Source organism: Zoogloea sp. GW822-FHT05C07, from assembly GCF_058800215.1.
Genome location: NZ_CM179510.1, coordinates 951,439 through 973,571, shown reverse-complemented (window position 1 = coordinate 973,571; position 22,133 = coordinate 951,439). Strand labels below are relative to the sequence as shown.

Here is a 22,133-nt window from a genome sequence, read left to right as displayed (position 1 = left end):
AGTCCGGGTGCAGTCTTGTCAAGCCGGCCGGCTGAGCAGCACGTCGGCGACGAAACGGCTGCCCACGTAGGCCAGCATCAGCGCCACGAAGCCGGCGAGGGTCCAGTGCAGGGCCTTCCTGCCGCGCCAGCCCCAGGCCTGCCGCCCGATCAGCAGGCTGCCGAAGATACCCCACGACACGATGGCGAAGACGGTCTTGTGGTCGAAGCGGAAGGCCTTGCCGAACAGGGCCTCGGAGAACAGGATGCCTGAGCCCAGCGTAAGGGTCAGCAGCACGAAGGCGATACTGATCAGCCGGAACAGCAGGGTCTCCATCGTCAGCAGAGGCGGCAGGGATGCGAAGGCGCGGGTCAGGCGGGCGCCGTGCAGGCGGCGTTCGGCGATGGCCATCAGCATGGCGTGCAGCGCGGCTAGTGTGAACAGGCTGTAGGCCAGCATGGCCACCACGAAGTGGGCGCGGAACAGTGGCGAGGCGGTGTTCTCCAGCAGGTGCGGGGCCGGCAGGATGGCTGGTAGTGCCGCGCAGATCGCGGCAACCGGCATGCCGAGGGTCTGCAGGCCTTCGAGGCGGGCGTAGAGGCTCTCGATCCAGTAGAACAGCATGGCCAGCCACAGCATCAGCGACAGCGCCAGGCTGAAGCCGAAATGCAGGCCCTCCGGCGAGAAGAAGGCCCCGTGCAGGGAGACGCCGTGGGCTGCCAGCGCCACCAGCATGGCGATCCGCTCCCGCAGGCTCAATCCCTGACGGGGAGGCTGGGTCGGCGCATGCCAACGGCTATGCCAGAAGTGCAGGCCGAGCAGCGCATACAGGGAGGCGGGGAGCAGATGAAGTAGAATCGCGGGCATTGTTCAAGTTTACTCCAAGGCCTCGGTTCCAAACCATCATGCTGGATAACCTCACAACGCGACTGGCCAAAGTCGTCAAGACCCTGCGCGGCCAGGCTCGCCTCACCGAAGAAAACATCCAGGACGCGTTGCGCGAAGTGCGCATGGCCCTGCTCGAAGCCGACGTGGCGCTGCCGGTGGTCAAGGACTTCATTGCTCGGGTCAAGGAAAAGGCCGTCGGCACCGAAGTGCTCAGTTCGCTGACGCCGGGCCAGGCCCTCGTGGGCGTGGTGCACCGCGAGCTCACCGAGCTGATGGGCGGCGCCCATACCGGGCTCAACCTGGCTACCCAGCCGCCGGCGATCATCCTGATGGCTGGCCTGCAGGGCGCCGGCAAGACCACCACCACCGGCAAGCTGGGCAAGATGCTGGCCGAGCGGATGAAGAAGAAGGTGCTGGCGGTGTCCACCGACGTCTATCGTCCGGCCGCCATCGCCCAGCTGGAAACCGTGTCCCAGCAGGCCGGGATCGAGTTCTTCCCATCCACGCCGGACCAGAAGCCGGTGGACATCGCGCTGGCTGCGGTCGATTACGCGCGCCGCCACTACATGGACGTGCTGCTGGTGGATACCGCCGGCCGGCTCGCCATCGACCAGGCGATGATGGAGGAGATCCAGGCCCTGCATGCGGCGGTCAAGCCGATCGAAACCCTGTTCGTGGTCGACGCGATGCTCGGCCAGGATGCGGTCAACACCGCCCGCGCATTCAACGACGCGCTGCCGCTGACCGGCGTCGTGCTCACCAAGCTCGACGGTGATGCCCGCGGCGGTGCTGCCCTGTCCGTGCGCCATGTCACCGGCAAACCCCTCAAGTTCGCCGGCGTCGGCGAGAAGCTGGCCGGCCTCGAGGAATTCCACCCGGAGCGGATGGCCAGCCGGATCCTCGGCATGGGCGACATCCTGTCCCTGGTCGAGGACGCCCGTCGTGGCGTCGACGAGGAAAAGGCCAAGGCCTTCGCGCAGAAGCTGAAGAGCGGCAAGGGCTTCGACCTCAACGACTTCAAGGAGCAGCTCGGCCAGATGAAGAAGATGGGCGGTCTGGCGAGCCTGATGGACAAGCTGCCGGCCCAGTTTTCTCAGGCAGCCGGCCAGCTGCAGGGCGGCGTCGAGGAAAAGGCCGTCAAGCGCATCGAGGGCATCATCAACTCGATGACGCCGATCGAGCGCGCCAAGCCGGAACTCCTCAAGGCCTCGCGCAAGCGCCGCATCGCTGCCGGTGCCGGGGTCACGGTGCAGGAGGTGAATCGCCTGTTGAGCCAGTTCGAGCAGACCCAGAAGATGATGAAGCAGTTCTCCAAGGGCGGCATGCAGAAGATGATGCGCGCCATGAAGGGGCTGATGCCCGGCGGTGGCCTGCGCTGAAGGTGGGGCAGCTCGCCGGGCGAGTGCATTTGCCCGGGAATGTGTCCATGTGTGTCGATGTCAGGCTGGTGGAGGCGGCGGGGCTTGCATTCCTGCATCTGCCCGTCTTTATTCGGACTGAGGGCGCCCCGTTGGGGGCGCGAAGCCGCCAAGGGGCTGCAGGTGGAACGCGAAGGCGGAGGGAGCACCGTTTTGGCGAACCTGAGCGAGGATGAGGAGCGCTGGCGTCTGGCCCTTGAGGTGGCTGGCGAGGGCGTCTGGGACTGGGATCTCCACAGCGGAGTGTTGTACCGGAGCCCGTTGTGGAGCGAGATGCTGGGGTATGTGCCCGAGGAAACCGCCAGCCTCCAGTGGGGAGCCTTGCTGCACCCGGACGACCGGGATGAGGCACAGCGCAAGCTCTCCGCCTGCCTGTCCGGCGAATCGCCGGATTTTGTCGCCGAGTTCCGGCTGTGCTGCAAGAGCGGCGAGTATCGCTGGATGGCGTCGCGGGCGCGAGTGGTCGCCCGCGACGCCGTGGGGCGGCCCCGCCGCATGATCGGCGTATATCGGGACATCCATGAAGCGCGTAGCTTGTCTGATGCATTGCAGGCGTCCGAGCGGCTGTGGCAGTTTGCCCTCGAGGGGCATGGTGACGCCCTGTGGGACTGGGCGCTGGAAAGCGGTGAGATAAACGTCAGCCAGACGTTTCGGGCGATCATCGGCTTGCCGGCAGACCGGCCGCTGCGCGGCAACGATATCTGGCCGTCCCGTTTGCACCCGGATGACGTGCGTACGGCTGTGGCAGCTTTCTCCGCACACTTGGCGGGTGTGCGGCCGATCACCGAGGTCGAGTTCCGGCTGCGCACCGAGGACGGGGCGTATCGCTGGGTGGCCCTGCGCGGCAAGATCATGGAGAGGGACCGTAACGGCAAGCCCTTGCGCATGATCGGCACTGTCCGCGATGTGCACGACCATTACCTCCGCGCCGAACGGGAGAGACGTCAGCAGCAGGAACTGGCCCGTGCCGCCCGTTTGATCCATGTGGGTGAGATGGCCTCGGCCTTGGCTCACGAACTCAATCAGCCCCTCACTGCCCTGCGCAATTTCAGCGCTGTGGCCTTGCGGCGTCTGGACGAACTGGGGGCTGTGGGCGAATGCATCCGGGGGCCACTGCAGCTGATTGCCGAGCAGGCGCTGCGGGCGGGAGAAATCGTGCATCGCGTGCGCGGCTTCGTCCGCAGGGACGATCTGTTGACCGCGCCGCTTGCCATCAATGGCGTCGTGACCGATATCGTCCGTTTCATGGAATTCGAGGCGCGCGCCCATGCGGTGCAGTGGCAACTGGCGCTGGCCGAGCCGTCCCCCTGGGTGCAGGGGGATCAGGTGCAGCTGGAGCAGGTGCTCAGTAACCTGGCCAAGAACGCCATTGATGCGATGAGCGAGGTCGCGGGCGAGCGGCTGTTGCGCATCGAGACCCGCGAGGGCGCCGACGGGATGGTGGAAGTGGTGGTCAGCGACAGTGGCGGCGGTCTGGCCGAGACCGTGCGCGAGGATCCCTTTGCGCCCTTCGTCACCACCAAACCCGATGGGGTCGGTCTCGGCCTGGCCATTTGCCGGACCATCATCGAGAACCATGGCGGTCGCATGTGGGTCGAAAGAAGTACACGGCTGGGCACTACGTTCTGCCTGTCCCTGCCGCCGCCTGCTGGGTAGGGGCGTACATGCAAGAATGGGGGGTGCGACCCTGTTGGGACAACGATAAGAAGCAGTGATTTCCGACCGGGAGACGAATATGAACAGGCCGCTTGTCTGTGTGGTCGACGACGACGATGCCGTACGTCTGTCGATCGGTTTGCTGGTCGAAACCCTCGGTTTTCCGGTGCGTTGCTACCCGGGCGCGATGGAGTTCCTGGATGACGGCGAGGCGCTGGAGCGTGCCCATTGCCTGGTGCTCGACGTGCGCATGCCGGGCTTGAGTGGCGTTGGATTGCAGGACCGCCTCGGACGAATCGGCCAGCGCGTGCCGATCATCTTTGTGTCCGCCTATGGCGACGTGCCGATGGTGGCGCGGGTCATGCGTGCGGGTGCCTTCGATTTCCTGCAGAAGCCCTTCAACGAACAGGTGCTGCTCGACCGCGTCAGCGAAGCGGTGCAGGTGGCCACCCAGCGCCGGCGGGAGGGGGCCCGGTGGAATGCTGTGCAGGGGCGTCTGGACGGCCTGACGACCCGCGAGCGGGACGTCATGGACGGCATGGTGGCGGGACGCCTCAACAAGCAGATCGCCGAGGATCTGGGCATCAGCATCAAGACCGTCGAGCAGCACCGGGCGCGGGTCATGGAAAAGCTGCAGGTCGAATCCCTGGCTGAACTGGTCAGGCTGGTGATCGAAGCCCGCTACTACACGGACTGAGTTTCGATGGGATCAGGGTTTTCCCTGTATTGACGCGGGGAAAATGCCGTCTTCATGGCCGCGGCCGACAATGACATACTCCGCCCAACTTCTTTGCTGCACCTCGATGCGCAGCGCCGGAATGGCCTGCGTGCCGTCCGGGACCGAATCTGGAAGGATGGGGGAGACACCCATGGAAAACCGTCAAATTGACAGGAGATTTGAATGACCGTGGTCAGCATTGCACGTTTCGCGCCGCTGCAGGGCGCCGAGCTCGACAAGTTCATCGAACTGGCGCAGGGCCTGGCGGATCAGGCTGAAAAGCTCGTTCGTCTGCAACTTGAAAGCAACCTGGAGTTCACTCGCGAGGCCTTGGCCGGTTCCGCCGGCTTCTTCGAGGTTCGTGACGTGGCAAGCCTGGCTGACTGGCAGGCCCGCTTCTTCCAGCCGCAGCTGCAGCGTTCCTCCGAAACGGCGCGTCAGCAGTACGAAGTGCTGCTCGAGGTTGGCCAGCTTTTCGCCGAGGCTTTCCGGAATACCGCCGCAACGGCTTCCGGCCAGATCCGGCACAACATCGACCGTCTGGCGGAAGGCGCGCCGACCGGTTTCGATGCATGGTTTGATGTCCTGCGTGGTGGCGTCGAGGCCCAGGTGGCGGCCTTCGAGAACTTCGGCAAGATCGGTGAGCAGCTCAAGGATGTGGCGTTTGCCGTACAGGCCGCCAAGCCGGCTGCCAGCTCTCGCCGGGAGGCTGCGCGCAAGACTGCGTGATTGAGGGGGGAGAAAGAGGCGCGTCATCGCGCCCGCGGAAGGCCGCCCATGTAGGCGGCCTTTCGTTTTTTGGTGGTGTACCATCGCGCCATGCCGGAAACCCCTGAAGATATGTACGCCCGGGCCTACGCGGCCCTGATGTGTCCTGATCCCGCCGAAAAATCCAGACTGGTGGCGCAACTGTGCCGGGACTGGAAGCAGGGCTTGCTGCCGCGCCCTGCCGATGAAGGCGCCTGCCCCGTGTTGCCGGTGATCGATGCCGGCCGGCCGGATCGACCCGAGTTGATCGCCCATACCTCCGTGCCGCACCGCAAACCCTCTTCTACCGAGGGGCTGGCGGCGCTGCTGCACGCAATTGCCCATATCGAATTCAACGCCATCAATCTGGCGCTGGACTGCGTCTATCGTTTTCGTGGCTTGCCGGCGGACTTCTACGCCGGCTGGTTGCAAGTGGCGGAGGAGGAGGCCTACCACTTCGGCCTGGTGACCGAGCGGCTTGCCGCGGCGGGCTTTGCTTACGGCGACTTTTCCGCCCATCGCGGTTTGTGGGACATGGCCGTCAAGACTGCCGACGATCCGCTGACGCGCATGGCCTTGGTGCCGCGGGTGCTCGAAGCGCGGGGGCTGGACGCCACGCCGCCGATCGTTGCCAAGCTGAAAAAGATCGGCGACGACGCGACGATTGCGGTGCTCGACATCATCCTGCGCGACGAGATTGGCCACGTGGCGCTGGGCGACCACTGGTTCCGCCATTTTTGCGCCGAGCGTGGGTTGGAGCCGGAAGCGACCTATCTCGCCCTGATGACCGAATTCGATGCCCCCTGGCCACCCAAGCCGCTGAATGTAGAAGCCCGCCGAAAGGCGGGCTTCAGTGCCGGAGAGATCGCCCGCCTGGAAGGCGGCCGGCCCCGTCGCAACGAGGCTTAGGCAGTGCTCACAGCGAGCCGTAGGAATGCAGGCCTGACAGGAACATATTGACGCCGACGAAGGCGAAGGCCGTCACCACCAGGCCGATCACCGCCCACCAGGCCAGCATCGGGCCGCGCAAGCCCTTGGTCAGGCGGATGTGCAGCCAGGCCGCGTAGTTCAGCCACACGATGAAGGCCCAGGTCTCCTTGGGGTCCCACTGCCAGTAGGTGCCCCAGGCTTCGGCGGCCCACAGGGCGCCGAGGATGGTGGCGATGGTGAAGAACGCGAAGCCGATCGCGATCGCCTTGTACATCACGTCGTCGAGCACCTCCGCAGGCGGCAGGCGGCTGGCCAGGATGCCCTTGCGCACCAGCAGGTCGGCCACGCCGATCATCGCCGCCAGCGCGAAGGCGCCGTAGCCGATGAAGTTGGCCGGCACGTGCACCTTCATCCAGTAGCTCTGCAGCGCCGGAATCAGCGGCTGGATCTCCTGGGCTTCGCGGGAGAAGGTGTACCACAGCAGGAAGGCCACCGCCGCCGAGATCACCAGCAGCACGAAGGCACCCATCCGGCGCGTTGCATAGTGGCCCTCGTAGTATAGGTAGAGCAGGCCGGTGATCAGCGAGAACAGCACGAAGACTTCGTACAGGTTGCTGATGGGGATGTGACCCACGTCGGTGCCGATCAGGTAGCTCTCGTACCAGCGCACCAGCAGGCCGGTAGTGCCCATCGTCACGGCGCTCCAGGTCAGCGCCGAGCCGGTCTTCTCGGCAAAGTCGGAACGGGCGATGAGGCCGATCCAGTAGGCGCCGGTGGCGATGAAGAACAGCGCGCTCATCCACATGATCGCCGTCTGGCTGGAGATCAGGTACTTGAGGAAGAAGGCTTGTTCGGCGCGGGCCAGATCGCCGCCGTACAGGGTGATGCTCAGCAGGGCCAGCGCCGCGGCGGCGACGAGGAAACCGCGGAAGGGCTTCCAGGCCCAGCCGATGGCGGCCAGGGACGGGACGACGGCAGCGAGGATCGCCTTGTCGTAGATGTCCATGAAGCGGCCGTACTGGCTCAGGGCGAAGCCGGCTGCGCAGACCAGAGCCAGCGCGAACAGGCTGTCGCCAAGGCCGATGCGGCGCAGCGGGGACGGGGTTCCGGAGTGGGCGATGTCCATGGGTATGACCTCGGATCAGGATTGGGCGGGCGGCGCGGTGGCCGGGTCGAGCAGGGCCGCGATAGCCTTGCGGTGGCGCTGGAAGGCTTCTTCCACGTCCATCGACTTGCGATTGGCGCTGAGGGCCACCAGTGCGTCGCCGTTGTGTTTGATCAAAACAAAGAGCCGGCGTTCGCGAATGTAAAGCATTGCGAAGACACCCAGCACCAGCAGCAGGGAGCCGAAATACACCACCGGCTTACCCGGCGAGCGGGTCACCTGCAGCACCGTGGCGCGTACTTCCTCGAAGCTGGCGAGCTGGAAATACACCGGCGCACCGTAATGCAGGCTGTCGCTGGTGGCGTTCAGGGAGTCGCGCAGCAGGCGGCCGAGCTTCTGGTCCAGTTCCAGCGGAGGCTGGCCGGCAGCGCTGCGGGCCAGTTTCCAGGCTTCCCAGGTCGAGCCTTCGAGGATCTTCACGAACACGTCGGCAGCCTTGTCGCGCTCCGCGGCGGGCACGGTGCTCTCGATGAACTTGCCGAGGCTCTCGAAACCGCCGAGCGCAAACAGCTCCAGCGTCTTCCGGGTGGTTTCGCGCAGGCGCTCGCGCACCGTCTCGCCCGCATCCGGGCCCAGGGCGGTGGTGACGAAGCGGTTGGCGATCTCCGCGTGGCGGCTCTTGTCGAGGAGCATGCCGCGGATCGTGAACCAGCTGTCCGGTTTGCCGTCCTGGTCCATCGGGATGCGCATGAAGCGGAACGGCGCTGCCGGCGTGTCGCGCATGCCGGCCAGCATGTACCAGGCGCCGTCCTGCTCGATCGGCAGCATGTAATTCTGGTACTCCCGGGCCTGGCCGGCGGAGTCACGCAGCTTGTATTCGAAGCTCGGGCCGACGTTGCGCAGATCCTTCTTCGATACCGAGCGGGCGCCGCTGCCGAGGTGCTTTTCGAGCCTGGACACCGTGCTGGTCTCAGCCTCCGGCTCCTCGTTGGCCATGTTCTCGATATTGAAGGGGCGGAAGCTGCCCAGTTCCAGCGTGTAGTCGAGGCCGTCCTGCTTGAGCTTGATGGCCTCGCCGACGGTAGCGTCGGCCTGGAAGGGCGTCTTGCCGCCGCTGCGCAGGTCGTGGCCGAGCAGGTGCAGGCGCGAGCCGCCATCCTCGAAGCTGGCCTGGTACATCATGATGCCGTCGAACTCGAAGGGCTTGTTCACCTCGATGGTCTTCTCGACGGACTTGCCGCTGGCCTTGTCGGTGATCAGGATGTCGCTGGCGAAGCGTTTCGGCATCCCGGTCGAATAGTGCTCCAAGTGGAACTTGCGCAGGGACACCGTGAAGGGCAGGTCCTGCAGCAGGATGCCGTCCTTCACGTTGAGGATCGCCACGTTGGCGCTCTTGCCTTCCGGGATGAAGACGTTGCCGCGGAAACTCCAGTTGTCCAGCCCCAGCCGGCTTTCCGGCTTGATGTCGGAGATCAGCTGGTTGCCCGAGGTGGTCGTCTTGCCGCCGAGGGCCATCTGCATCTTGAGGGGCAGGTTGCCGTCCAGGAGGCCGCCGATGCAGATCAGCACGATGGCCGAGTGGGCCAGGAAGTAGCCGACGCGTGTCCAGCTGCCCTGCTTGGCGGCCAGCAGCACGCCGTCCTCGCGGGCGCCGCTCCGGCTCTGAAAGCCGTTGGCGGCCAGGTAGGCCTGAACCTTCTGGGCAGCGGAGTCGGTGGGAAGGGCTGTATGCAGGCGTTCGTGGTGTTGGAAGGCGGCCAGTGAGGCTTCCTTTGCGTGCTCGCGGAAGCTACGCATGTCCTTCAGCATCGGCTGCGTCTGGCGCACGATGCAGGCCGTGGTGGACAGCACCAGGAAGGCCAGGATGACCAGGAACCAGGCCGAGTTATAGACCGCGTAAAGGCCCAGCTCTTCAAAGAACGGGAACCAGTAGGGGCCGAACTGGTTGAGGTAGTTGTTGTAGGGCTCGTTCTGCTTGAGCACCGTCCCGATGATGGAGGCGATCCCGAGGATGGTCAGCAGGCTGATCGCAAAGCGCATCGAGCTGATCAGCTCGTAGAAGGCGCGGGAAGTGCTGCGCTGTCGCATGAATGGCGTCGAGATAAGCGGGGCGGAAATGGAAAAAGGGGTGGTCGGAACCACCCCTTTCTTTATAGTCGGACAGCGCGAAAAGGCGCCTTGACTCAGCGCAAGCCGGCAGCGAAGTCGGCGACGGCCTTGATTTCCGGATCGGTCATCTTGAGGGCGATGGTGCGCATCATCTTGTTCGGGTCGTTGGCACGCTCGCCGGCACGGAAGGCCCTCAGCTGGGCTTCGGTGTAGTCGGAGAACTGGCCGGACAAGCGCGGGAACTGGGCGGGCAGGCCGGCACCGGCAGGGCCGTGACAGGCGGCACAGGCGGGGATGCCGCGCTTCAGGTCACCGGCACGCCACAGCTTCTGGCCGAGTTCGATGGTGGCCTTGTTCTTGGCGGCTTCGGGCTTGAGCTGCTGGCCGGCGAAGTAGGCCGCCAGGCCCTTGATGTCGTCGTCGGACAGCGGAGCGGCCATGCCACCCATCACCGGGTTGGCACGCTCGGCGGGCTTGCCGTCCTGGCTCTTGAAGTTCCGCAGCTGCTTGGCGAGGTATTCCTGATGCTGGCCCGCGAGCTTCGGGTTGGTCGGGATCTGGCTGTTGCCGTCTGCGCCGTGGCACGCAACGCAGACCGTTTCTGCAGTCTGCTTGGCCTTGGCCAGATCGGGTTGGGCCGAAGCCTTCTCTTCAGCCTGAACTGCACCGGTGGCCAGAAGCAACGAAAGCAGCAGGGAACGCTTGATCATGATGTCCTCGGAAGCCAAGAATGTGGAAGTCTCAAACCTGCTATTCTATAGCAATTCCAGTCATTTGCGCGATGCAATAAAGCTCCAGCGCGCAAGCTCCACGCCATTCCCCATGCCTCTCTTCCGTAACGCCCAGTTCGAAATTTCCATTGCCAAGGCCAGCGGCCTGCCTGCGCCCCGTGGCCCCGAGATCGCCTTTGCCGGGCGCTCCAATGCCGGCAAGTCGAGTGCCATCAACACCCTCGCCAACCACACCCGGCTGGCTTTTGTGTCCAAGACGCCGGGCCGCACCCAGCTGATCAACTTCTTCCGCCTGCAGAACGGCGCCGTGCTGGTGGACCTGCCCGGCTACGGCTATGCCGAAGTGCCGGAGGCGGTGCGCCGCCAGTGGCAGCATCTGCTCGAGGACTACCTGACCCGGCGCCCCAATCTGATCGGCCTGGTGCTGATCATGGATTCCCGCCATCCCCTCAAGGAACTCGATCGCACGATGATCGGCTGGTTTGCGCCGAGCGGGCGGCCGATCCACGTGCTGCTCACCAAGAGCGACAAGCTCACCCGCAGTGAAGCCGCCGCAACCCTCGCCGCGGTGCGCAAGGAACTCGAGCCGCTGGGTGAGCATGTGACGGTGCAGCTCTTCTCCAGCCTCAAGAAAACCGGCGTCGAGGATGTTGAGAAGGTGGTTGGCGGCTGGCTTGCCGGCATGGAAGAGGGCATGCCGGATATGTGAATCGTGAATGACGGGGGAGTTTTATTGGCAACTTTGTGTTAAAACATATGGCATTGTGCAGCGCTTCAATTTTGTGAAAGTCCTCATCGAGCCATGGAACTTCAACCCGTCATCCTCTCCGGGGGCTCCGGCACCCGCCTGTGGCCCCTGTCCCGCGAGCAGTACCCCAAGCAGTTGCTGGCGCTGGTCGGCAACGAAACGATGCTGCAGGCCACGGCCGGGCGGCTGAACGGCTTCGGCGGCCGCCTGCCGGTGGCCGCCGAGCCGGTGGTCGTCTGCAACGAGGAATACCGTTTCGTCACCGCCGAGCAGCTGCGCGCGAGCGGCAAGAGCAGCAGCAACATCGTCCTTGAGCCCTTCGGCCGCAATACCGCGCCGGCCCTCACTCTGGCGGCCCTGGCGGTGCAGGAGGCCGATCCTGTGCTGCTGGTGATGCCGGCCGACCACGTGATCCGAGATCTGGACGGTTTCCAGGGCGCGATCGACGCGGGCATCCCGGCTGCGCTGGACAACGCCATCGTGACCTTCGGCATCGTCCCCGACCATGCCGAAACCGGCTACGGCTACATCCGTTTCGGTGCCGACCGTGCGGATGGCAGCAAGGCCATCGCCGCCTTCGTCGAGAAGCCGGATGCGGCGACCGCCCAGCGTTATCTCGAGAGCGGCGAATACCTCTGGAACAGCGGCCTGTTCATGGTCCGTGCCAGTGTCTGGCTGAAGGCCATGGCACAACTGCAGCCCGAGATGCACGCGGCATGCGTGGCAGCCTGGCAGGCCGGTTCCCGTGACGTCGATTTCGTGCGTGTCGGCAAGGATGCCTTCAAGGCCTGTCCGTCCGATTCCATCGACTACGCGGTGATGGAAAAACTGGCAGGTGCGACCGATCTGGGTATTTCCGGTAGCGTCGTGCCCATGTCCGCCGGCTGGTCGGATGTCGGCGCGTGGGACGCCCTGTGGCAGATCGCCGACAAGGATGACGCCGGCAACGTGGCCCGTGGCGATGTGTTGTTCGAGGACAGCCGCAACACGCTGGTGTACGCCCAGGACCGCATGGTCGCCTGTGTCGGCCTGGATGATGTAGTCGTCGTCGAAACGCCCGATGCGGTGCTGGTTGCGCGCAAGGACAAGACCCAGCACGTTAAGCAGATCGTCGCCACCCTCAAGGCTGGCCAGCGCAGCCAGGCCTCGGCGCACCGCAAGATTCACCGTCCGTGGGGCTGGTATGACTCCATCGACGCCGGCCCGCGTTTCCAGGTCAAGCGCATCGTCGTCAATCCCGGCGCGCGCCTGAGCCTGCAGATGCACCACCACCGGGCGGAGCACTGGATCGTCGTGAAGGGCACCGCCGAAGTCACCAATGGCGACAAGGTCTTTCTGCTTGGCGAGAACGAGTCCACCTACATCCCGCTGGGGCACGTGCATCGTCTGGCCAACCCCGGCAAGCTGCCCCTCGAGATCATCGAAGTGCAGTCCGGCGCCTACTTGGGTGAAGACGACATCGTTCGTTTCGAAGACAAGTACGGCCGCGGCTGAGTGGCAGAGAAGGGGGCGGCTGCGTGCCGGCCCTTGCTGTAGCGGCAGCCGGCCGGATCAGGCCGGTTTGTCGATGAAGCCGAAGCGCGCCGACACCTCGGCCTGGCGGATACGCCCGACGGCCAGGCGTTGGCTGCCCCAGTTCAGCGTGATGGCGCTGTCGTCCGCTTCCAGGTCGCCATCGAGGTGGTCCAGCATCGCCGCCAGGTCGCGGTCGTCGAGCAGCGCAATGCCGTACTCGCTACCCAGCAGCAGATTGCCGTGTTCGTCCAGCCAGGCGCTGTCGAGCGCGGCCACGGGCAGGCCGGTATGGGTTTCCAGCCGGTCGGGGTCGGCAAGGCGCAGCACCATCGGCGTGTAGTCGAGATCCACGAAGACCTGCTGCGGACCGTTCTGGAAAAACCAGCGTCCGTCCGTCGTGGTCAGGTAGTTGCGGCCGATGAAGCCGCGCAGCCCGGCATGACGGATCGGTCCTTCGGGTACCCACCACTCCCCGCGCCGGCTCAGGCGCAGCCAGCCCGTGCACGAGGGTACGTTCGGCCATTTGGCGAGAGCCAGGCGGACTGCTTCATCCATGGAGATTCGCTGTTCCGGCGTTCACCACATCTTCCACCACGGAGCGTTGCTGGACGTCGAGCCGTTGGCGGCGAAGTAGCGGCTCTTCGGGAAGTTCTTGTGCAGCACGCGGTCGGCGTCGTCGCGCAGGTCGTTCATCTTCAGCGCGTCGTAGCTCTTGACCATCAGGAACAGGGCCTCTTCCATGGCCGGCGACTGGGGAAAGTCCTTGAGTGCGCCCTGGGCCCGGTTGGCCGCCGCCACATAGGCGCCGCGGTTGTAGTAATAGCGGGCCACGTGCACTTCATAAGACGCCAGCGCATTCACCAGGTAGCGCATGCGCAGCTTGGCATCCGGCGTGTACTTGCTGTCCGGGAAGCGTTGGGCCAGTTCCTTGAACGTGTCGAAGGATTCACGGGTCGCCTTCGGGTCGCGCTCCGACAAATCCTGGTTGGCCAGCGAGCCGAGCAGCCCCAGGTCTTCGTTGAAGTTCGCCAACCCCTTCAGGTAGTAGGCGTAATCCACGTTCGGGTGGTTGGGGTGCAGCTTGATGAAGCGGTCGCAGGCGGCGACGGCCGAGGCCGGCTCGTTCGACTTGTAGTAGGCGTAGGCCACCTCGAGCTGGGCCTGTTGCGCGTAACGGCCGTAGGGGTAGCGCGACTCAAGCTTCTCGAACATCTTGATGGCGCGGTCCCAAGCGCCATCCGACATGGACTCCTTGGCTTCTGAATACAGCTTCTGGGCGTTCCAGCCGACGGTTTCGTCCACCTGGTCGGGGAGGCTGCTGCAGCCGGCAAGCAGCAGGAAGCCGGTAAGCGTTAAACTACGCAGGGTGAAATGCGCCATTGAAAACTCATTGGAAGAAGACTGGCTCGATTATAGCCCAGCCTCTTCTTCCCCTTCGCCGCGACGCGAGTCGATTCCCGATGATTGTGCCGGTCTGCGTGTCGACCAGGCCCTCGCTCGCCTTTTTCCTGAACATTCCCGCAGTCGCCTGCAGTCCTGGCTGAAGTCCGGGCGGATCCTCGTCAACGGCGCTTCGCCGGATGCCAAGTCCAAGGTGTGGGGCGGCGAGACCCTCTTCGTCAGTCCGGAGCCCTCCGAGGCGATGCTCGCCGAACAGGCCGAGGACATCCCGCTGGAGGTGGTCTTCGAGGACGACACTATCGCCGTCATCAACAAGCCGGTCGGCCTGGTCGTCCATCCGGGCAGCGGCAACTGGTCGGGTACCCTGCTCAACGCGCTGCTGTTCCACAGCCCAGTCTTTCGCGAACTGCCGCGGGCTGGCATCGTGCATCGCCTGGACAAGGACACCAGTGGCCTGCTGGTCGTCGCCAAGACCCTCGAAGCTCAGACCGACCTGGTGCGCCAGCTGCAGGCGCGCTCCGTCAAACGTCACTACTATGCGCTGGTGCATGGCGAGCCGTCGCCGAGTGGCGTGGTGGACGCGCCCATCGGGCGCCATCCGGTCCAGCGCACCAAGATGGCTGTCGTGCCTGGCGGCCGCGAGGCGGTTACTCATTACCGCGTCATCGAGCGCTTTGCCCGTGCAAGCCTCGTCGAGTGCCAGCTGGAAACCGGCCGTACCCACCAGATCCGTGTACATATGGCGCACATCGGCCACCCGCTGGTCGGCGACACCACCTATGGCAAGGCCCGCAGCGCCGATCCGCGGCTCGATGCCTTTCCGCGCCAGGCGCTGCACGCCTGGCAGCTTGGCCTCATCCATCCGCGCAGCGGCGAGGCCGGCCGCTGGGATGTGCCGCTGGCCGCTGACATCGAGAGCCTGCTGGCAATCCTGCGCGAGAACCCCAAGCCATGAGTGCCGCTTCCTGGATTCATCCCGACTGGCCAGCGCCTGCCAACGTGCGGACCCTGTCCACCACCCGCCTCGGCGGCAGCAGCACGGCGCCGTACGACTCCCTCAATCTGGGCGTTCATGTCGGTGACGAGCCGGCCCTGGTGGCTGCCAACCGGGCGGTGCTGCGCGCCGAACTGCCGGATGAACCCTGCTGGCTCAACCAGGTGCATGGCATCCACGTTGTCGACGCCGCCGGGCAGCATGCGGGCGTGCCCGAGGCGGACGCTGCGGTGAGCCGGGTGGCGGGCAAGGTCTGCGCGGTGATGACTGCCGACTGTCTGCCGGTGCTGCTGTGTGACCGTGCCGGCACCGTCGTCGGCGCGGCTCATGCGGGCTGGCGGGGCCTGGTTGATGGTGTCATCGAAGCGACCGTAGCCAGGATGGCGGTGCCGCCGTCTGAGGTATTGGCCTGGCTCGGCCCGGCCATCGGCCCGCAAGCCTTCGAAGTCGGCGACGAGGTTCGTGCCGCCTTCCTGGCCGTCGATCCCGCCGCCGATGCGGCCTTCCGCCCCGGCGCGCTACCCGGAAAATGGTTTGCCAACATCTATCTGCTGGCCCGCCAGCGCCTGGCCCGGTTGGGTGTCCACGCCGTTCATGGCGGCGACGCCTGTACCGTCACCGACGCGGCGCGCTTCTTCTCCTACCGGCGCGATCGCCGGACCGGCCGCATGGCCAGCCTGATCTGGCTGGCTTAAGTCCCCGCAGTCGAGACGGCGACTAAAGCTATACTGCCCGGCCCCCTGAAAGCTGTAGAGCCATGACTCCCCTTGCCTGGATCATCTTCATGAGTTTCGCCGGCGGCCTGCTCAGCGTGCTGGTCGCCTCCGGGTTCGCCTTTGCGGCGCGCCCCAACTGGGTCCCCATCCTGATCAGCTACGCCATCGGCGCCTTGCTCGGCGCCTCCTTCCTGGAGGTGCTGCCCCACGCCATCGAGGCGGCGGAAAGCCCCGAGCGCGCCGCGATGAACGTGCTCGGCGGCATCCTGATCTTCTTTGTGCTCGAAAAACTGGTGCTGTGGCGCCACTGCCATGACGAAGGCTGCGACGGCCACGAACATCACCACCATGGCGGCGGCGGTCACGACCACGGGCGCAGCGGCCTGCTGATTCTCGTCGGCGACACCTTCCACAACTTCGTGGACGGCATCCTCATCGCGGCGGCTTTCGTCGAGAGCACGCCCCTCGGCATCGTCACCGGGCTGGCCATCATCGCCCACGAAATCCCGCAGGAAGTCGGCGATTTCCTGATCCTGTTGCACTCCGGCTACAGCCGCGCCAAGGCCCTTGCCTTCAACCTGCTGTCCAGTGTTGCAACCCTGGTCGGCGGCCTGCTGGCCTATTTCGCGCTGTCCCGCGTACAGGCGCTGGTGCCGATGTTCCTCGCCCTGGCAGCCGCGAGTATGATCTACGTGGCCGTGGCGGATCTCATTCCGGGTTTGCACAAGCGAACGGAATTGCGCGCCACCATCCAGCAGGTATTATTGATTGCCGCCGGCATTGCCTCCATCGTCTTCGCCCACCCCCTCGCCGAGCGGGCGCTGGGCTAAGCGGCGACGGCGGCGGGCCGATGTGCCAAAAATCCACAAAAACAGGGAGAGCGGCGCAAGCCCGTAGAACAAGAACGTAAGAACGGCGCCGACAACCGTGGTTTCAGTCACGGTAGCCATCAAGGCGACGAAAATCCAAGCGATAGCGACAATATACATACCCGGATTCTACAGGCCGTCGTACGGGCCCGGGGTCGAGACGCGTGCAGTTCTGCATCGCGTCTGCCCGCTCCGGCAACAACTGCGCTGTGATTTTCCTGGTCGGATACAACAAAGGAGAGCTGGATGTCTGTAACACCGGAGCAGTCCGCAGAAGCCCTGCAGGGCATGTTCAAGTTCGGCCAGTCCCTGGCCGAAGGTTTCCTCGATTTCCTCGGCAAGCAGAACGCCGCCATCCAGCAGGTGGCGCCGGCAGCGGCTCAGCAAGTCCCGCCGCCCGAAGCCGCGGAGCTCGCCGCACTGCAAAAGTCCCTGGCCGAGGCCCATGCCCGCTTGTGGGCGAGCATCGCCCAGACCAAACCGGGCGAGCCTGTCGAGCCGCAGGTGAAGCCGCAGCCCGGCGATCGCCGCTTCAATGCCCCCGAGTGGTCCTCCAGCCCGGTCTACGACTACATCCGCCAGGCCTACCTGCTCAATTCCGACTACCTCGGCAAGCTCGCCGATGCGCTGCCCATCGCCGACGGTCGCGCCAAGGCGCGCATGCAGTTCCTCACGCGCCAGTACGTCGAGGCCATGTCCCCGTCCAACTTTGCGGCGACCAACCCCGAGTTCATCAAGACGGCCCTCGACACCCAGGGTGAGAGCATCACCCAGGGCATCAAGAACCTGATCGGCGACATGGAGAAGGGCCGCATCTCGATGACCGACGACTCGGCCTTCGAGATTGGTCACAACCTGGCCACCACGCCGGGCTCGGTCATCTACGAAAACGAGCTGATCCAGCTCATCCAGTACGCGCCGCTGACCGACAAGGTCCACAAGACGCCGCTGCTGATCGTCCCTCCGTGCATCAACAAGTTCTACATCATGGACTTGCAGCCGGCGAACTCCCTGGTGCGCTTCATCGTCGAGCAGGGCTTCACGGTCTTCCTCGTGTCGTGGAAGAACGCCAAGGCCGAAGAGGCCCACTTCGGCTGGGACGACTACCTGGAAAAAGGCCCGATCACTGCGCTGCAGGTCGTCCGTGAAGTCACCAAGGTGCAAAAGCCCCATGTGCTCGGCTTCTGCGTCGGCGGCACCATTCTGTCGTCCGCGCTCGCCGTGCTGCGCGCCAAGGGCGAAGATCCGGCCGAGAGCCTCACGCTGATGACCACCTTGCTCGACTTCAGCGACGCCGGCGAAATCGGCTGCCTGGTGGACGAAGCCTCGGTGGCCGCCCGCGAGGCCGCCATCGGCAAGGGCGGGCTGCTGCGCGGCCAGGAACTGGCTCAGGTCTTCTCCAGCCTGCGCGCCAATGACCTGATCTGGCAGTACGTCGTCGGCAACTACCTGAAGGGCAAGACCCCGGAAGCCTTCGACCTGTTGTACTGGAACTCCGACAGCACCAACCTGGCCGGCCCCTTCCTCGCCTGGTACCTGCGCAACATGTACCTCGAGAACAACCTGCGCGTGCCCGGCAAGCTCGACATGCTCGGCGTCAAGGTGGACCTCGGCAAGGTCGACCTGCCGGCCTACCTGCTCGCTACCCGCGAAGACCACATCGTGCCGTGGGCCAGCGCCTACCTGGTCCGCCAGATCCTCGGCGGTGAAACCACCTTCGTGCTCGGTGCCAGCGGCCACATCGCCGGCGCCATCAATCCGGCCTCCAAGAACCGCCGCAGCTACTGGACCAGCGAGTCCACCGCCTCGGTTCCCGAAGAATGGTTGCAATCTGCCACAGAACAGAAGGGCAGCTGGTGGCTGCACTGGATAGAATGGCTCAAGCCGCGCAGTGGTAGCCAGGTGGCTGCGCGCAACAAGCCGGGCAATGCCAAATACAAAGTGATCGAAGCGGCGCCCGGACGTTACGTAAAAGAAAAAGCCTGAATCGGCTTGCGATTGAAGACCGACAAAAACCAATAAAGAACACGTCGGCAGTGAGTAGGTGGTGGGGGCACTGTCGACGTCTGCGCGACCCCCGCATACATCGAAACAAGGAGGGAGAAAAACATGGCACGAGTAGCACTGGTGACCGGTGGTATGGGTGGCCTGGGGGAATCGATCAGCATCAAGCTGGCTGCCCTTGGTTACAAGGTGGTCGTAACCTATTCGCCGGGCAACGAAAAGGCCGGCGAGTGGCTGCAGACCATGAACAACATGGGCTACGGCTTCAAGGCTTATCCCTGCGACGTGGCCGACTTCGACGCGTGCAAGCAGTGCGTCGAAAAGGTGGCCACCGACATCGGCCCCGTGGACGTGCTGGTCAATAACGCCGGCATCACCCGCGACATGACCTTCAAGCGCATGACCAAGGCTGACTGGGACGCCGTCATGAGCACCAACCTCGACAGCGTCTTCAACATGACCAAGCAGGTCATGGACGGCATGGTCGAGCGCAAATGGGGGCGTGTCATCAACGTGTCGTCGGTCAATGGTATCAAGGGGGCCTTCGGGCAAACCAACTACTCCGCCGCCAAGGCCGGAATGCATGGCTTCACCAAGGCGCTCGCGCTGGAAGTGGCCAAGGCAGGGGTGACGGTCAACACCATCTCGCCGGGCTACATCGGCACCAAGATGGTCACCGCCATTCCGCAAGAGGTCCTCGAAACCAAGATCCTGCCGCAGATTCCGATGAGCCGCCTCGGCAAGCCGGAGGAGATCGCCGGTCTGATTGCCTATCTGGCATCGGACGAGGCGGCCTTCGTCACCGGGGCCAACATCTCTATCAACGGCGGTCAGCATATGTTCTAATCGGTGTTCATCTGGCACCGCAACAAAAAGGAAAGTGAAATGACTCAACGCATCGCTCTCGTTACTGGCGCAGTCGGTGGTCTCGGCACTGCAATCGTCAAATCCCTGGCTGCCGCTGGTGTCCGTGTGGTCGGCAACTTCTTCCCGGGCGACCCCGCCAAGGATGCGTGGGTTGAAGCCCGCAAGGCCGAAGGCCTGGACGTGCCGGTGTACGGCTTCGACGTCTCCGACTACGAGCAATGCAAGGCCGCGGTTGAGCAGATCACCGCTGAAGTCGGCCCGATCGACATCCTGGTGAACAACGCCGGCATCACCCGCGACAAGTTCTTCCCGAAGATGGAAAAGGGTCAGTGGGATGCCGTCATCGCCACCAACCTGACCAGCCTGTTCAACGTCACCCACACCATCTCCCCGAAGATGGCCGAGCGTGGCTTTGGCCGCATCATCAACATCTCCTCGGTGAACGGCGTCAAGGGCCAGGCCGGCCAGACCAACTACTCCGCCGCCAAGGCTGGCGTGATCGGCTTCACCAAGGCCCTGGCTGCCGAGCTGGCCACCAAGGGTGTTACCGTCAACGCCATCGCCCCGGGCTACATCGGCACCGACATGGTCATGGCGATCAAGGAAGAAGTCCGTAACGCCATCATCGAAACCGTGCCCGCCAAGCGTCTCGGCAAGCCGGAAGAAATCGGTGCAGCCGTGGCCTACCTGGCCTCCGAGCTGGCTGGCTACGTCACCGGCGCCACCCTCAACGTGAACGGCGGCCTGTACTACCAGTAATCGGTTGCAAAATGGCTCACGGAAGCCCCGCCCCGTGCGGGGCTTTTTCTTGCGCAGCGCAGTATAATCATCCGCGGCGAACCTTTCGCCGAGGAGAAGACACAGATGGCTGATCAAATTCGCCTGATAAAAAAGTACCCGAACCGCCGCCTTTACGATACCCAGACCAGTTCCTACATCACGCTCTCTGACGTGAAGGAACTCGTCCTCGAAAACGCCAATTTCCAGGTTGTCGACGCCAAGACGGGTGAAGAACTGACCCGCAACATCCTGCTGCAGATCATTCTCGAAGAGGAGGCCGGTGGTGCACCCATGTTCACCAGCGACCTGCTGTCCCAGATGATCCGCTTCTATGGCAATGCCATGCAGGGCATGATGGGCAAGTATCTCGAGAATAACATCAAGGCCTTTACCGACATGCAGGCCAAGATGCAGGAGCAGGTCCGTTCGGTCTACGGTGACAATGCCACCGTCAACCAGGATTTGTGGGCCCAGTTCCTGAACTTCCAGGGGCCGGCCATGCAGAGCATGATGGGCGCGTACATGGAACAGAGCAAGAAAATGTACACGCAGATGCAGGAGCAACTCGACAGCCAGACGCGCAATCTGTTCTCCGGGTTCCAGTTCCCGAATTTCGGCGCAGGTTTCCCCGCCGACAAGAAAGACCCGCAGGCGCCGGCCAGTGAGCCGCCTCCTGGCACGCCGAACAAGTAACTCAACGGGGCCGCGCTGTTGTCGCGGCCCTTATGCTTTTCCCTTCAGGTTTTCAGCGCATGACCCAAGCCAAGCACCCGGTCGCCCCCAAAGTGGGGTTTGTCTCTCTCGGATGTCCAAATAACAATCTATCTATACATTTGCATCAGACAAAAAAATAGCCCGGCTTAGCCCGGGCTATTCGCTTTCTATCAATGGCTTACGCTACCTTCTTGAGTTCCTTGTGAGTGCAGGTCCGCATACCGGCGGGAGAGGTATAGACAACCAGATGGCCTTGGGACTGGAGGACGTTATTGTAGACCGATACAACGACTGCCCAGGCTTCGCGGGCTACGTCGGGGCTGTCATCGATCACGTTGCCGGCATCGTCTACGATAGCCAGCTTGGCAGTTCGGCCGTCCTTAGTCTTGATAATCAATCCTGTAGCGGTTGATCCGATGATTGTCGCATTCTGCAGGGGTGCTGAATCGGGGAACATGCAGCCTCCTAAGTAGCGCCTAGAACGGAATATCGTCGTCAAATCCGCCGAAATCAGCTGGCGGCATGGTGTTGTTGGCAGGGCGGTTGGCGCTGGGCTGTTGCGCGGGCTGGCTTGCCGGTGCGCCTTGGCCTTGTTGGCCAGCCGGCCGTTCCGGCGCCTTCCCGGCAAACTCCAGCCGCAGCACCCTCGCCCGCAGGGCAGCGCCTACGGTGCCATCACTCTTCTTGAACTGCTCGACATGCGGCTCCTCGAGCACCACGTCGATTTGCTGTCCCTTCACCAGGTATTGCGCTACCTTCTGCGCACCCTCTCCGAAGTAGCTGCCTTCAATCCACTGTACCTTGCGGTTGCCTTGTGCGTCCTTCTTGCCGAAGTTCGTTGCCAATGCCATCTGGACGACGGGCGTGCCGTCGGGTAGAAAGCGGACCTCGGCATCGCGGCCGAGTCGTGCGAGTCCGGTCAGAAACATGCTGGCCTCCTCAGCGCTTCGGTGCCGCGCGATCGCAGCCCGGGGTGGTGGAGTTGTCGAGGACGACGGCGTCGCCGGGCAGGGCCTCCAGGCGCTGGACATCGATCCAGTGATTGTCGGGGAGGGTGAAGCCGTCGGCCGACTTCGGCGAGATGAGCGCCTGGTTGCAGCCGGACAGGTACTGCACAAAGCCCGTCGCGATGCCGGTAAAGTTGGTGATGCGGTCGCGATAGGATTTGCCGAGAGTGATGATCGTCATAGGTTCTTTCAGTGTGAGTGGGGTTCTTAAGGTTTGTCGTAAGTCTCGATATACGG

The 22,133-nt window shown here is 64.0% G+C and carries 23 protein-coding genes; 14 read left to right on the top strand and 9 right to left on the bottom strand.

The window, feature by feature from the left end; genetic code table 11:
- Positions 1-18: 18 nt before the first annotated feature.
- The gene (locus tag AC3QL2_RS04615) at positions 19-846 is read right to left on the bottom strand and encodes a cytochrome C assembly family protein (RefSeq protein WP_493232235.1); all 828 of its coding nucleotides are present in this window, start codon (positions 844-846) and stop codon (positions 19-21) included.
- 38 nt (positions 847-884) lie between these two features.
- Between AC3QL2_RS04615 and ffh the strand changes: the two genes are divergently transcribed.
- The 5 genes from ffh (at position 885) to AC3QL2_RS04590 (ending at position 6,315) form a co-directional block, all read left to right on the top strand.
- The gene (gene ffh / locus AC3QL2_RS04610) at positions 885-2,246 is read left to right on the top strand and encodes a signal recognition particle protein (protein ID WP_493232236.1); all 1,362 of its coding nucleotides are present in this window, start codon (positions 885-887) and stop codon (positions 2,244-2,246) included.
- A gap of 162 nt (positions 2,247-2,408) precedes the next feature.
- The gene (locus tag AC3QL2_RS04605; RefSeq protein WP_493232237.1) at positions 2,409-3,941 is read left to right on the top strand and encodes a PAS domain-containing sensor histidine kinase; all 1,533 of its coding nucleotides are present in this window, start codon (positions 2,409-2,411) and stop codon (positions 3,939-3,941) included.
- A gap of 79 nt (positions 3,942-4,020) precedes the next feature.
- Positions 4,021-4,638, top strand: a complete 618-nt coding sequence (locus AC3QL2_RS04600) for a response regulator transcription factor (protein WP_493232238.1) — start codon at positions 4,021-4,023, stop codon at positions 4,636-4,638.
- A 204-nt stretch (positions 4,639-4,842) separates the two neighbouring features.
- The gene (locus tag AC3QL2_RS04595) at positions 4,843-5,388 is read left to right on the top strand and encodes a phasin family protein (RefSeq protein ID WP_493232239.1); all 546 of its coding nucleotides are present in this window, start codon (positions 4,843-4,845) and stop codon (positions 5,386-5,388) included.
- A 90-nt stretch (positions 5,389-5,478) separates the two neighbouring features.
- Positions 5,479-6,315, top strand: coding sequence for a ferritin-like domain-containing protein (locus tag AC3QL2_RS04590; protein WP_493232240.1), 837 nt, complete (start codon positions 5,479-5,481; stop codon positions 6,313-6,315).
- Positions 6,316-6,322: 7 nt separating this feature from the next.
- On the opposite strand, the gene ccsB is transcribed toward AC3QL2_RS04590, so the two are convergent.
- The 3 genes from ccsB to AC3QL2_RS04575 all read right to left on the bottom strand — a co-directional run bounded on the left by ccsB (position 6,323) and on the right by AC3QL2_RS04575 (position 10,260).
- Positions 6,323-7,462, bottom strand: a complete 1,140-nt coding sequence (gene ccsB, locus AC3QL2_RS04585; protein ID WP_493232241.1) for a c-type cytochrome biogenesis protein CcsB — start codon at positions 7,460-7,462, stop codon at positions 6,323-6,325.
- Between the two features lie 15 nt (positions 7,463-7,477).
- Positions 7,478-9,529 carry a cytochrome c biogenesis protein ResB gene (locus AC3QL2_RS04580; RefSeq protein ID WP_493232242.1) on the bottom strand — a complete coding sequence of 684 codons (2,052 nt, stop codon included), beginning with the start codon at positions 9,527-9,529 and terminating at the stop codon, positions 7,478-7,480.
- Positions 9,530-9,624: 95 nt separating this feature from the next.
- Positions 9,625-10,260: a c-type cytochrome gene (locus AC3QL2_RS04575; RefSeq protein ID WP_493232243.1), complete on the bottom strand. Its 636-nt coding sequence runs from the start codon at positions 10,258-10,260 to the stop codon at positions 9,625-9,627.
- Positions 10,261-10,372: 112 nt separating this feature from the next.
- Between AC3QL2_RS04575 and yihA the strand changes: the two genes are divergently transcribed.
- On the top strand, positions 10,373-10,990 hold the full coding sequence (gene yihA / locus AC3QL2_RS04570) for a ribosome biogenesis GTP-binding protein YihA/YsxC (protein ID WP_493232244.1): 618 nt from the start codon (positions 10,373-10,375) through the stop codon (positions 10,988-10,990).
- A gap of 93 nt (positions 10,991-11,083) precedes the next feature.
- Entirely contained in the window at positions 11,084-12,523 is a 1,440-nt protein-coding gene (locus tag AC3QL2_RS04565) for a mannose-1-phosphate guanylyltransferase/mannose-6-phosphate isomerase (RefSeq protein ID WP_493232245.1), read from the top strand.
- Positions 12,524-12,580: 57 nt separating this feature from the next.
- On the opposite strand, the gene AC3QL2_RS04560 is transcribed toward AC3QL2_RS04565, so the two are convergent.
- Positions 12,581-13,099 (bottom strand): DUF2946 family protein, encoded by a 519-nt coding sequence (locus AC3QL2_RS04560; RefSeq protein ID WP_493232246.1) that lies wholly within the window; start codon positions 13,097-13,099, stop codon positions 12,581-12,583.
- A 21-nt stretch (positions 13,100-13,120) separates the two neighbouring features.
- Positions 13,121-13,924: an outer membrane protein assembly factor BamD gene (locus AC3QL2_RS04555; protein WP_493232247.1), complete on the bottom strand. Its 804-nt coding sequence runs from the start codon at positions 13,922-13,924 to the stop codon at positions 13,121-13,123.
- 10 nt (positions 13,925-13,934) lie between these two features.
- Between AC3QL2_RS04555 and rluD the strand changes: the two genes are divergently transcribed.
- The 7 genes from rluD to phaR all read left to right on the top strand — a co-directional run bounded on the left by rluD (position 13,935) and on the right by phaR (position 20,868).
- Complete coding sequence (rluD, locus tag AC3QL2_RS04550) at positions 13,935-14,900, top strand: 23S rRNA pseudouridine(1911/1915/1917) synthase RluD (RefSeq protein WP_493232248.1); 966 nt, start codon at positions 13,935-13,937, stop codon at positions 14,898-14,900.
- Positions 14,897-15,634, top strand: a complete 738-nt coding sequence (pgeF, locus tag AC3QL2_RS04545; protein ID WP_493232249.1) for a peptidoglycan editing factor PgeF — start codon at positions 14,897-14,899, stop codon at positions 15,632-15,634. Before rluD ends, pgeF begins: the two co-directional genes overlap by 4 nt.
- Before the next feature lie 62 nt (positions 15,635-15,696).
- On the top strand, positions 15,697-16,485 hold the full coding sequence (locus tag AC3QL2_RS04540; protein ID WP_493232250.1) for a ZIP family metal transporter: 789 nt from the start codon (positions 15,697-15,699) through the stop codon (positions 16,483-16,485).
- 285 nt (positions 16,486-16,770) lie between these two features.
- Positions 16,771-18,510, top strand: coding sequence for a PHA/PHB synthase family protein (locus AC3QL2_RS04535; protein WP_493232251.1), 1,740 nt, complete (start codon positions 16,771-16,773; stop codon positions 18,508-18,510).
- Positions 18,511-18,633: 123 nt separating this feature from the next.
- The gene (phbB, locus tag AC3QL2_RS04530; protein WP_493232252.1) at positions 18,634-19,374 is read left to right on the top strand and encodes an acetoacetyl-CoA reductase; all 741 of its coding nucleotides are present in this window, start codon (positions 18,634-18,636) and stop codon (positions 19,372-19,374) included.
- Between the two features lie 39 nt (positions 19,375-19,413).
- On the top strand, positions 19,414-20,154 hold the full coding sequence (phbB, locus tag AC3QL2_RS04525; RefSeq protein WP_493232253.1) for an acetoacetyl-CoA reductase: 741 nt from the start codon (positions 19,414-19,416) through the stop codon (positions 20,152-20,154).
- 105 nt (positions 20,155-20,259) lie between these two features.
- On the top strand, positions 20,260-20,868 hold the full coding sequence (gene phaR / locus AC3QL2_RS04520; RefSeq protein ID WP_493232254.1) for a polyhydroxyalkanoate synthesis repressor PhaR: 609 nt from the start codon (positions 20,260-20,262) through the stop codon (positions 20,866-20,868).
- Between the two features lie 199 nt (positions 20,869-21,067).
- Here the strand turns inward: phaR and AC3QL2_RS04515 are convergent, their stop codons facing one another.
- Genes AC3QL2_RS04515 through AC3QL2_RS04505 form a run of 3 tightly spaced genes read right to left on the bottom strand, consistent with a single transcriptional unit; the run spans position 21,068 to position 22,077 of the window.
- On the bottom strand, positions 21,068-21,346 hold the full coding sequence (locus AC3QL2_RS04515; protein ID WP_493232255.1) for a hypothetical protein: 279 nt from the start codon (positions 21,344-21,346) through the stop codon (positions 21,068-21,070).
- Positions 21,347-21,365: 19 nt separating this feature from the next.
- Positions 21,366-21,818 carry a single-stranded DNA-binding protein gene (locus AC3QL2_RS04510; RefSeq protein WP_493232256.1) on the bottom strand — a complete coding sequence of 151 codons (453 nt, stop codon included), beginning with the start codon at positions 21,816-21,818 and terminating at the stop codon, positions 21,366-21,368.
- 10 nt (positions 21,819-21,828) lie between these two features.
- Positions 21,829-22,077 carry a hypothetical protein gene (locus AC3QL2_RS04505; RefSeq protein ID WP_493232257.1) on the bottom strand — a complete coding sequence of 83 codons (249 nt, stop codon included), beginning with the start codon at positions 22,075-22,077 and terminating at the stop codon, positions 21,829-21,831.
- Positions 22,078-22,133 lie beyond the last annotated feature (56 nt).

Bases quoted from the DNA above. Each gene is read 5' to 3' on its own strand.
- AC3QL2_RS04560 (WP_493232246.1), bottom strand. From the start codon at position 13,099: ATGGATGAAGCAGTCCGCCTGGCTCTCGCCAAATGGCCGAACGTACCC.
- AC3QL2_RS04565 (WP_493232245.1), top strand. From the start codon at position 11,084: ATGGAACTTCAACCCGTCATCCTCTCCGGGGGCTCCGGCACCCGCCTG.
- AC3QL2_RS04590 (WP_493232240.1), top strand. From the start codon at position 5,479: ATGCCGGAAACCCCTGAAGATATGTACGCCCGGGCCTACGCGGCCCTG.
- yihA (WP_493232244.1), top strand. From the start codon at position 10,373: ATGCCTCTCTTCCGTAACGCCCAGTTCGAAATTTCCATTGCCAAGGCC.
- AC3QL2_RS04595 (WP_493232239.1), top strand. From the start codon at position 4,843: ATGACCGTGGTCAGCATTGCACGTTTCGCGCCGCTGCAGGGCGCCGAG.
- AC3QL2_RS04600 (WP_493232238.1), top strand. From the start codon at position 4,021: ATGAACAGGCCGCTTGTCTGTGTGGTCGACGACGACGATGCCGTACGT.
- phbB (WP_493232253.1), top strand. From the start codon at position 19,414: ATGACTCAACGCATCGCTCTCGTTACTGGCGCAGTCGGTGGTCTCGGC.
- ccsB (WP_493232241.1), bottom strand. From the start codon at position 7,462: ATGGACATCGCCCACTCCGGAACCCCGTCCCCGCTGCGCCGCATCGGC.
- phbB (WP_493232252.1), top strand. From the start codon at position 18,634: ATGGCACGAGTAGCACTGGTGACCGGTGGTATGGGTGGCCTGGGGGAA.
- phaR (WP_493232254.1), top strand. From the start codon at position 20,260: ATGGCTGATCAAATTCGCCTGATAAAAAAGTACCCGAACCGCCGCCTT.
- AC3QL2_RS04505 (WP_493232257.1), bottom strand. From the start codon at position 22,077: ATGACGATCATCACTCTCGGCAAATCCTATCGCGACCGCATCACCAAC.
- AC3QL2_RS04535 (WP_493232251.1), top strand. From the start codon at position 16,771: ATGTCTGTAACACCGGAGCAGTCCGCAGAAGCCCTGCAGGGCATGTTC.
- AC3QL2_RS04615 (WP_493232235.1), bottom strand. From the start codon at position 846: ATGCCCGCGATTCTACTTCATCTGCTCCCCGCCTCCCTGTATGCGCTG.
- AC3QL2_RS04510 (WP_493232256.1), bottom strand. From the start codon at position 21,818: ATGTTTCTGACCGGACTCGCACGACTCGGCCGCGATGCCGAGGTCCGC.
- AC3QL2_RS04555 (WP_493232247.1), bottom strand. From the start codon at position 13,924: ATGGCGCATTTCACCCTGCGTAGTTTAACGCTTACCGGCTTCCTGCTG.
- AC3QL2_RS04575 (WP_493232243.1), bottom strand. From the start codon at position 10,260: ATGATCAAGCGTTCCCTGCTGCTTTCGTTGCTTCTGGCCACCGGTGCA.
- pgeF (WP_493232249.1), top strand. From the start codon at position 14,897: ATGAGTGCCGCTTCCTGGATTCATCCCGACTGGCCAGCGCCTGCCAAC.
- AC3QL2_RS04515 (WP_493232255.1), bottom strand. From the start codon at position 21,346: ATGTTCCCCGATTCAGCACCCCTGCAGAATGCGACAATCATCGGATCA.
- AC3QL2_RS04540 (WP_493232250.1), top strand. From the start codon at position 15,697: ATGACTCCCCTTGCCTGGATCATCTTCATGAGTTTCGCCGGCGGCCTG.
- AC3QL2_RS04580 (WP_493232242.1), bottom strand. From the start codon at position 9,529: ATGCGACAGCGCAGCACTTCCCGCGCCTTCTACGAGCTGATCAGCTCG.
- ffh (WP_493232236.1), top strand. From the start codon at position 885: ATGCTGGATAACCTCACAACGCGACTGGCCAAAGTCGTCAAGACCCTG.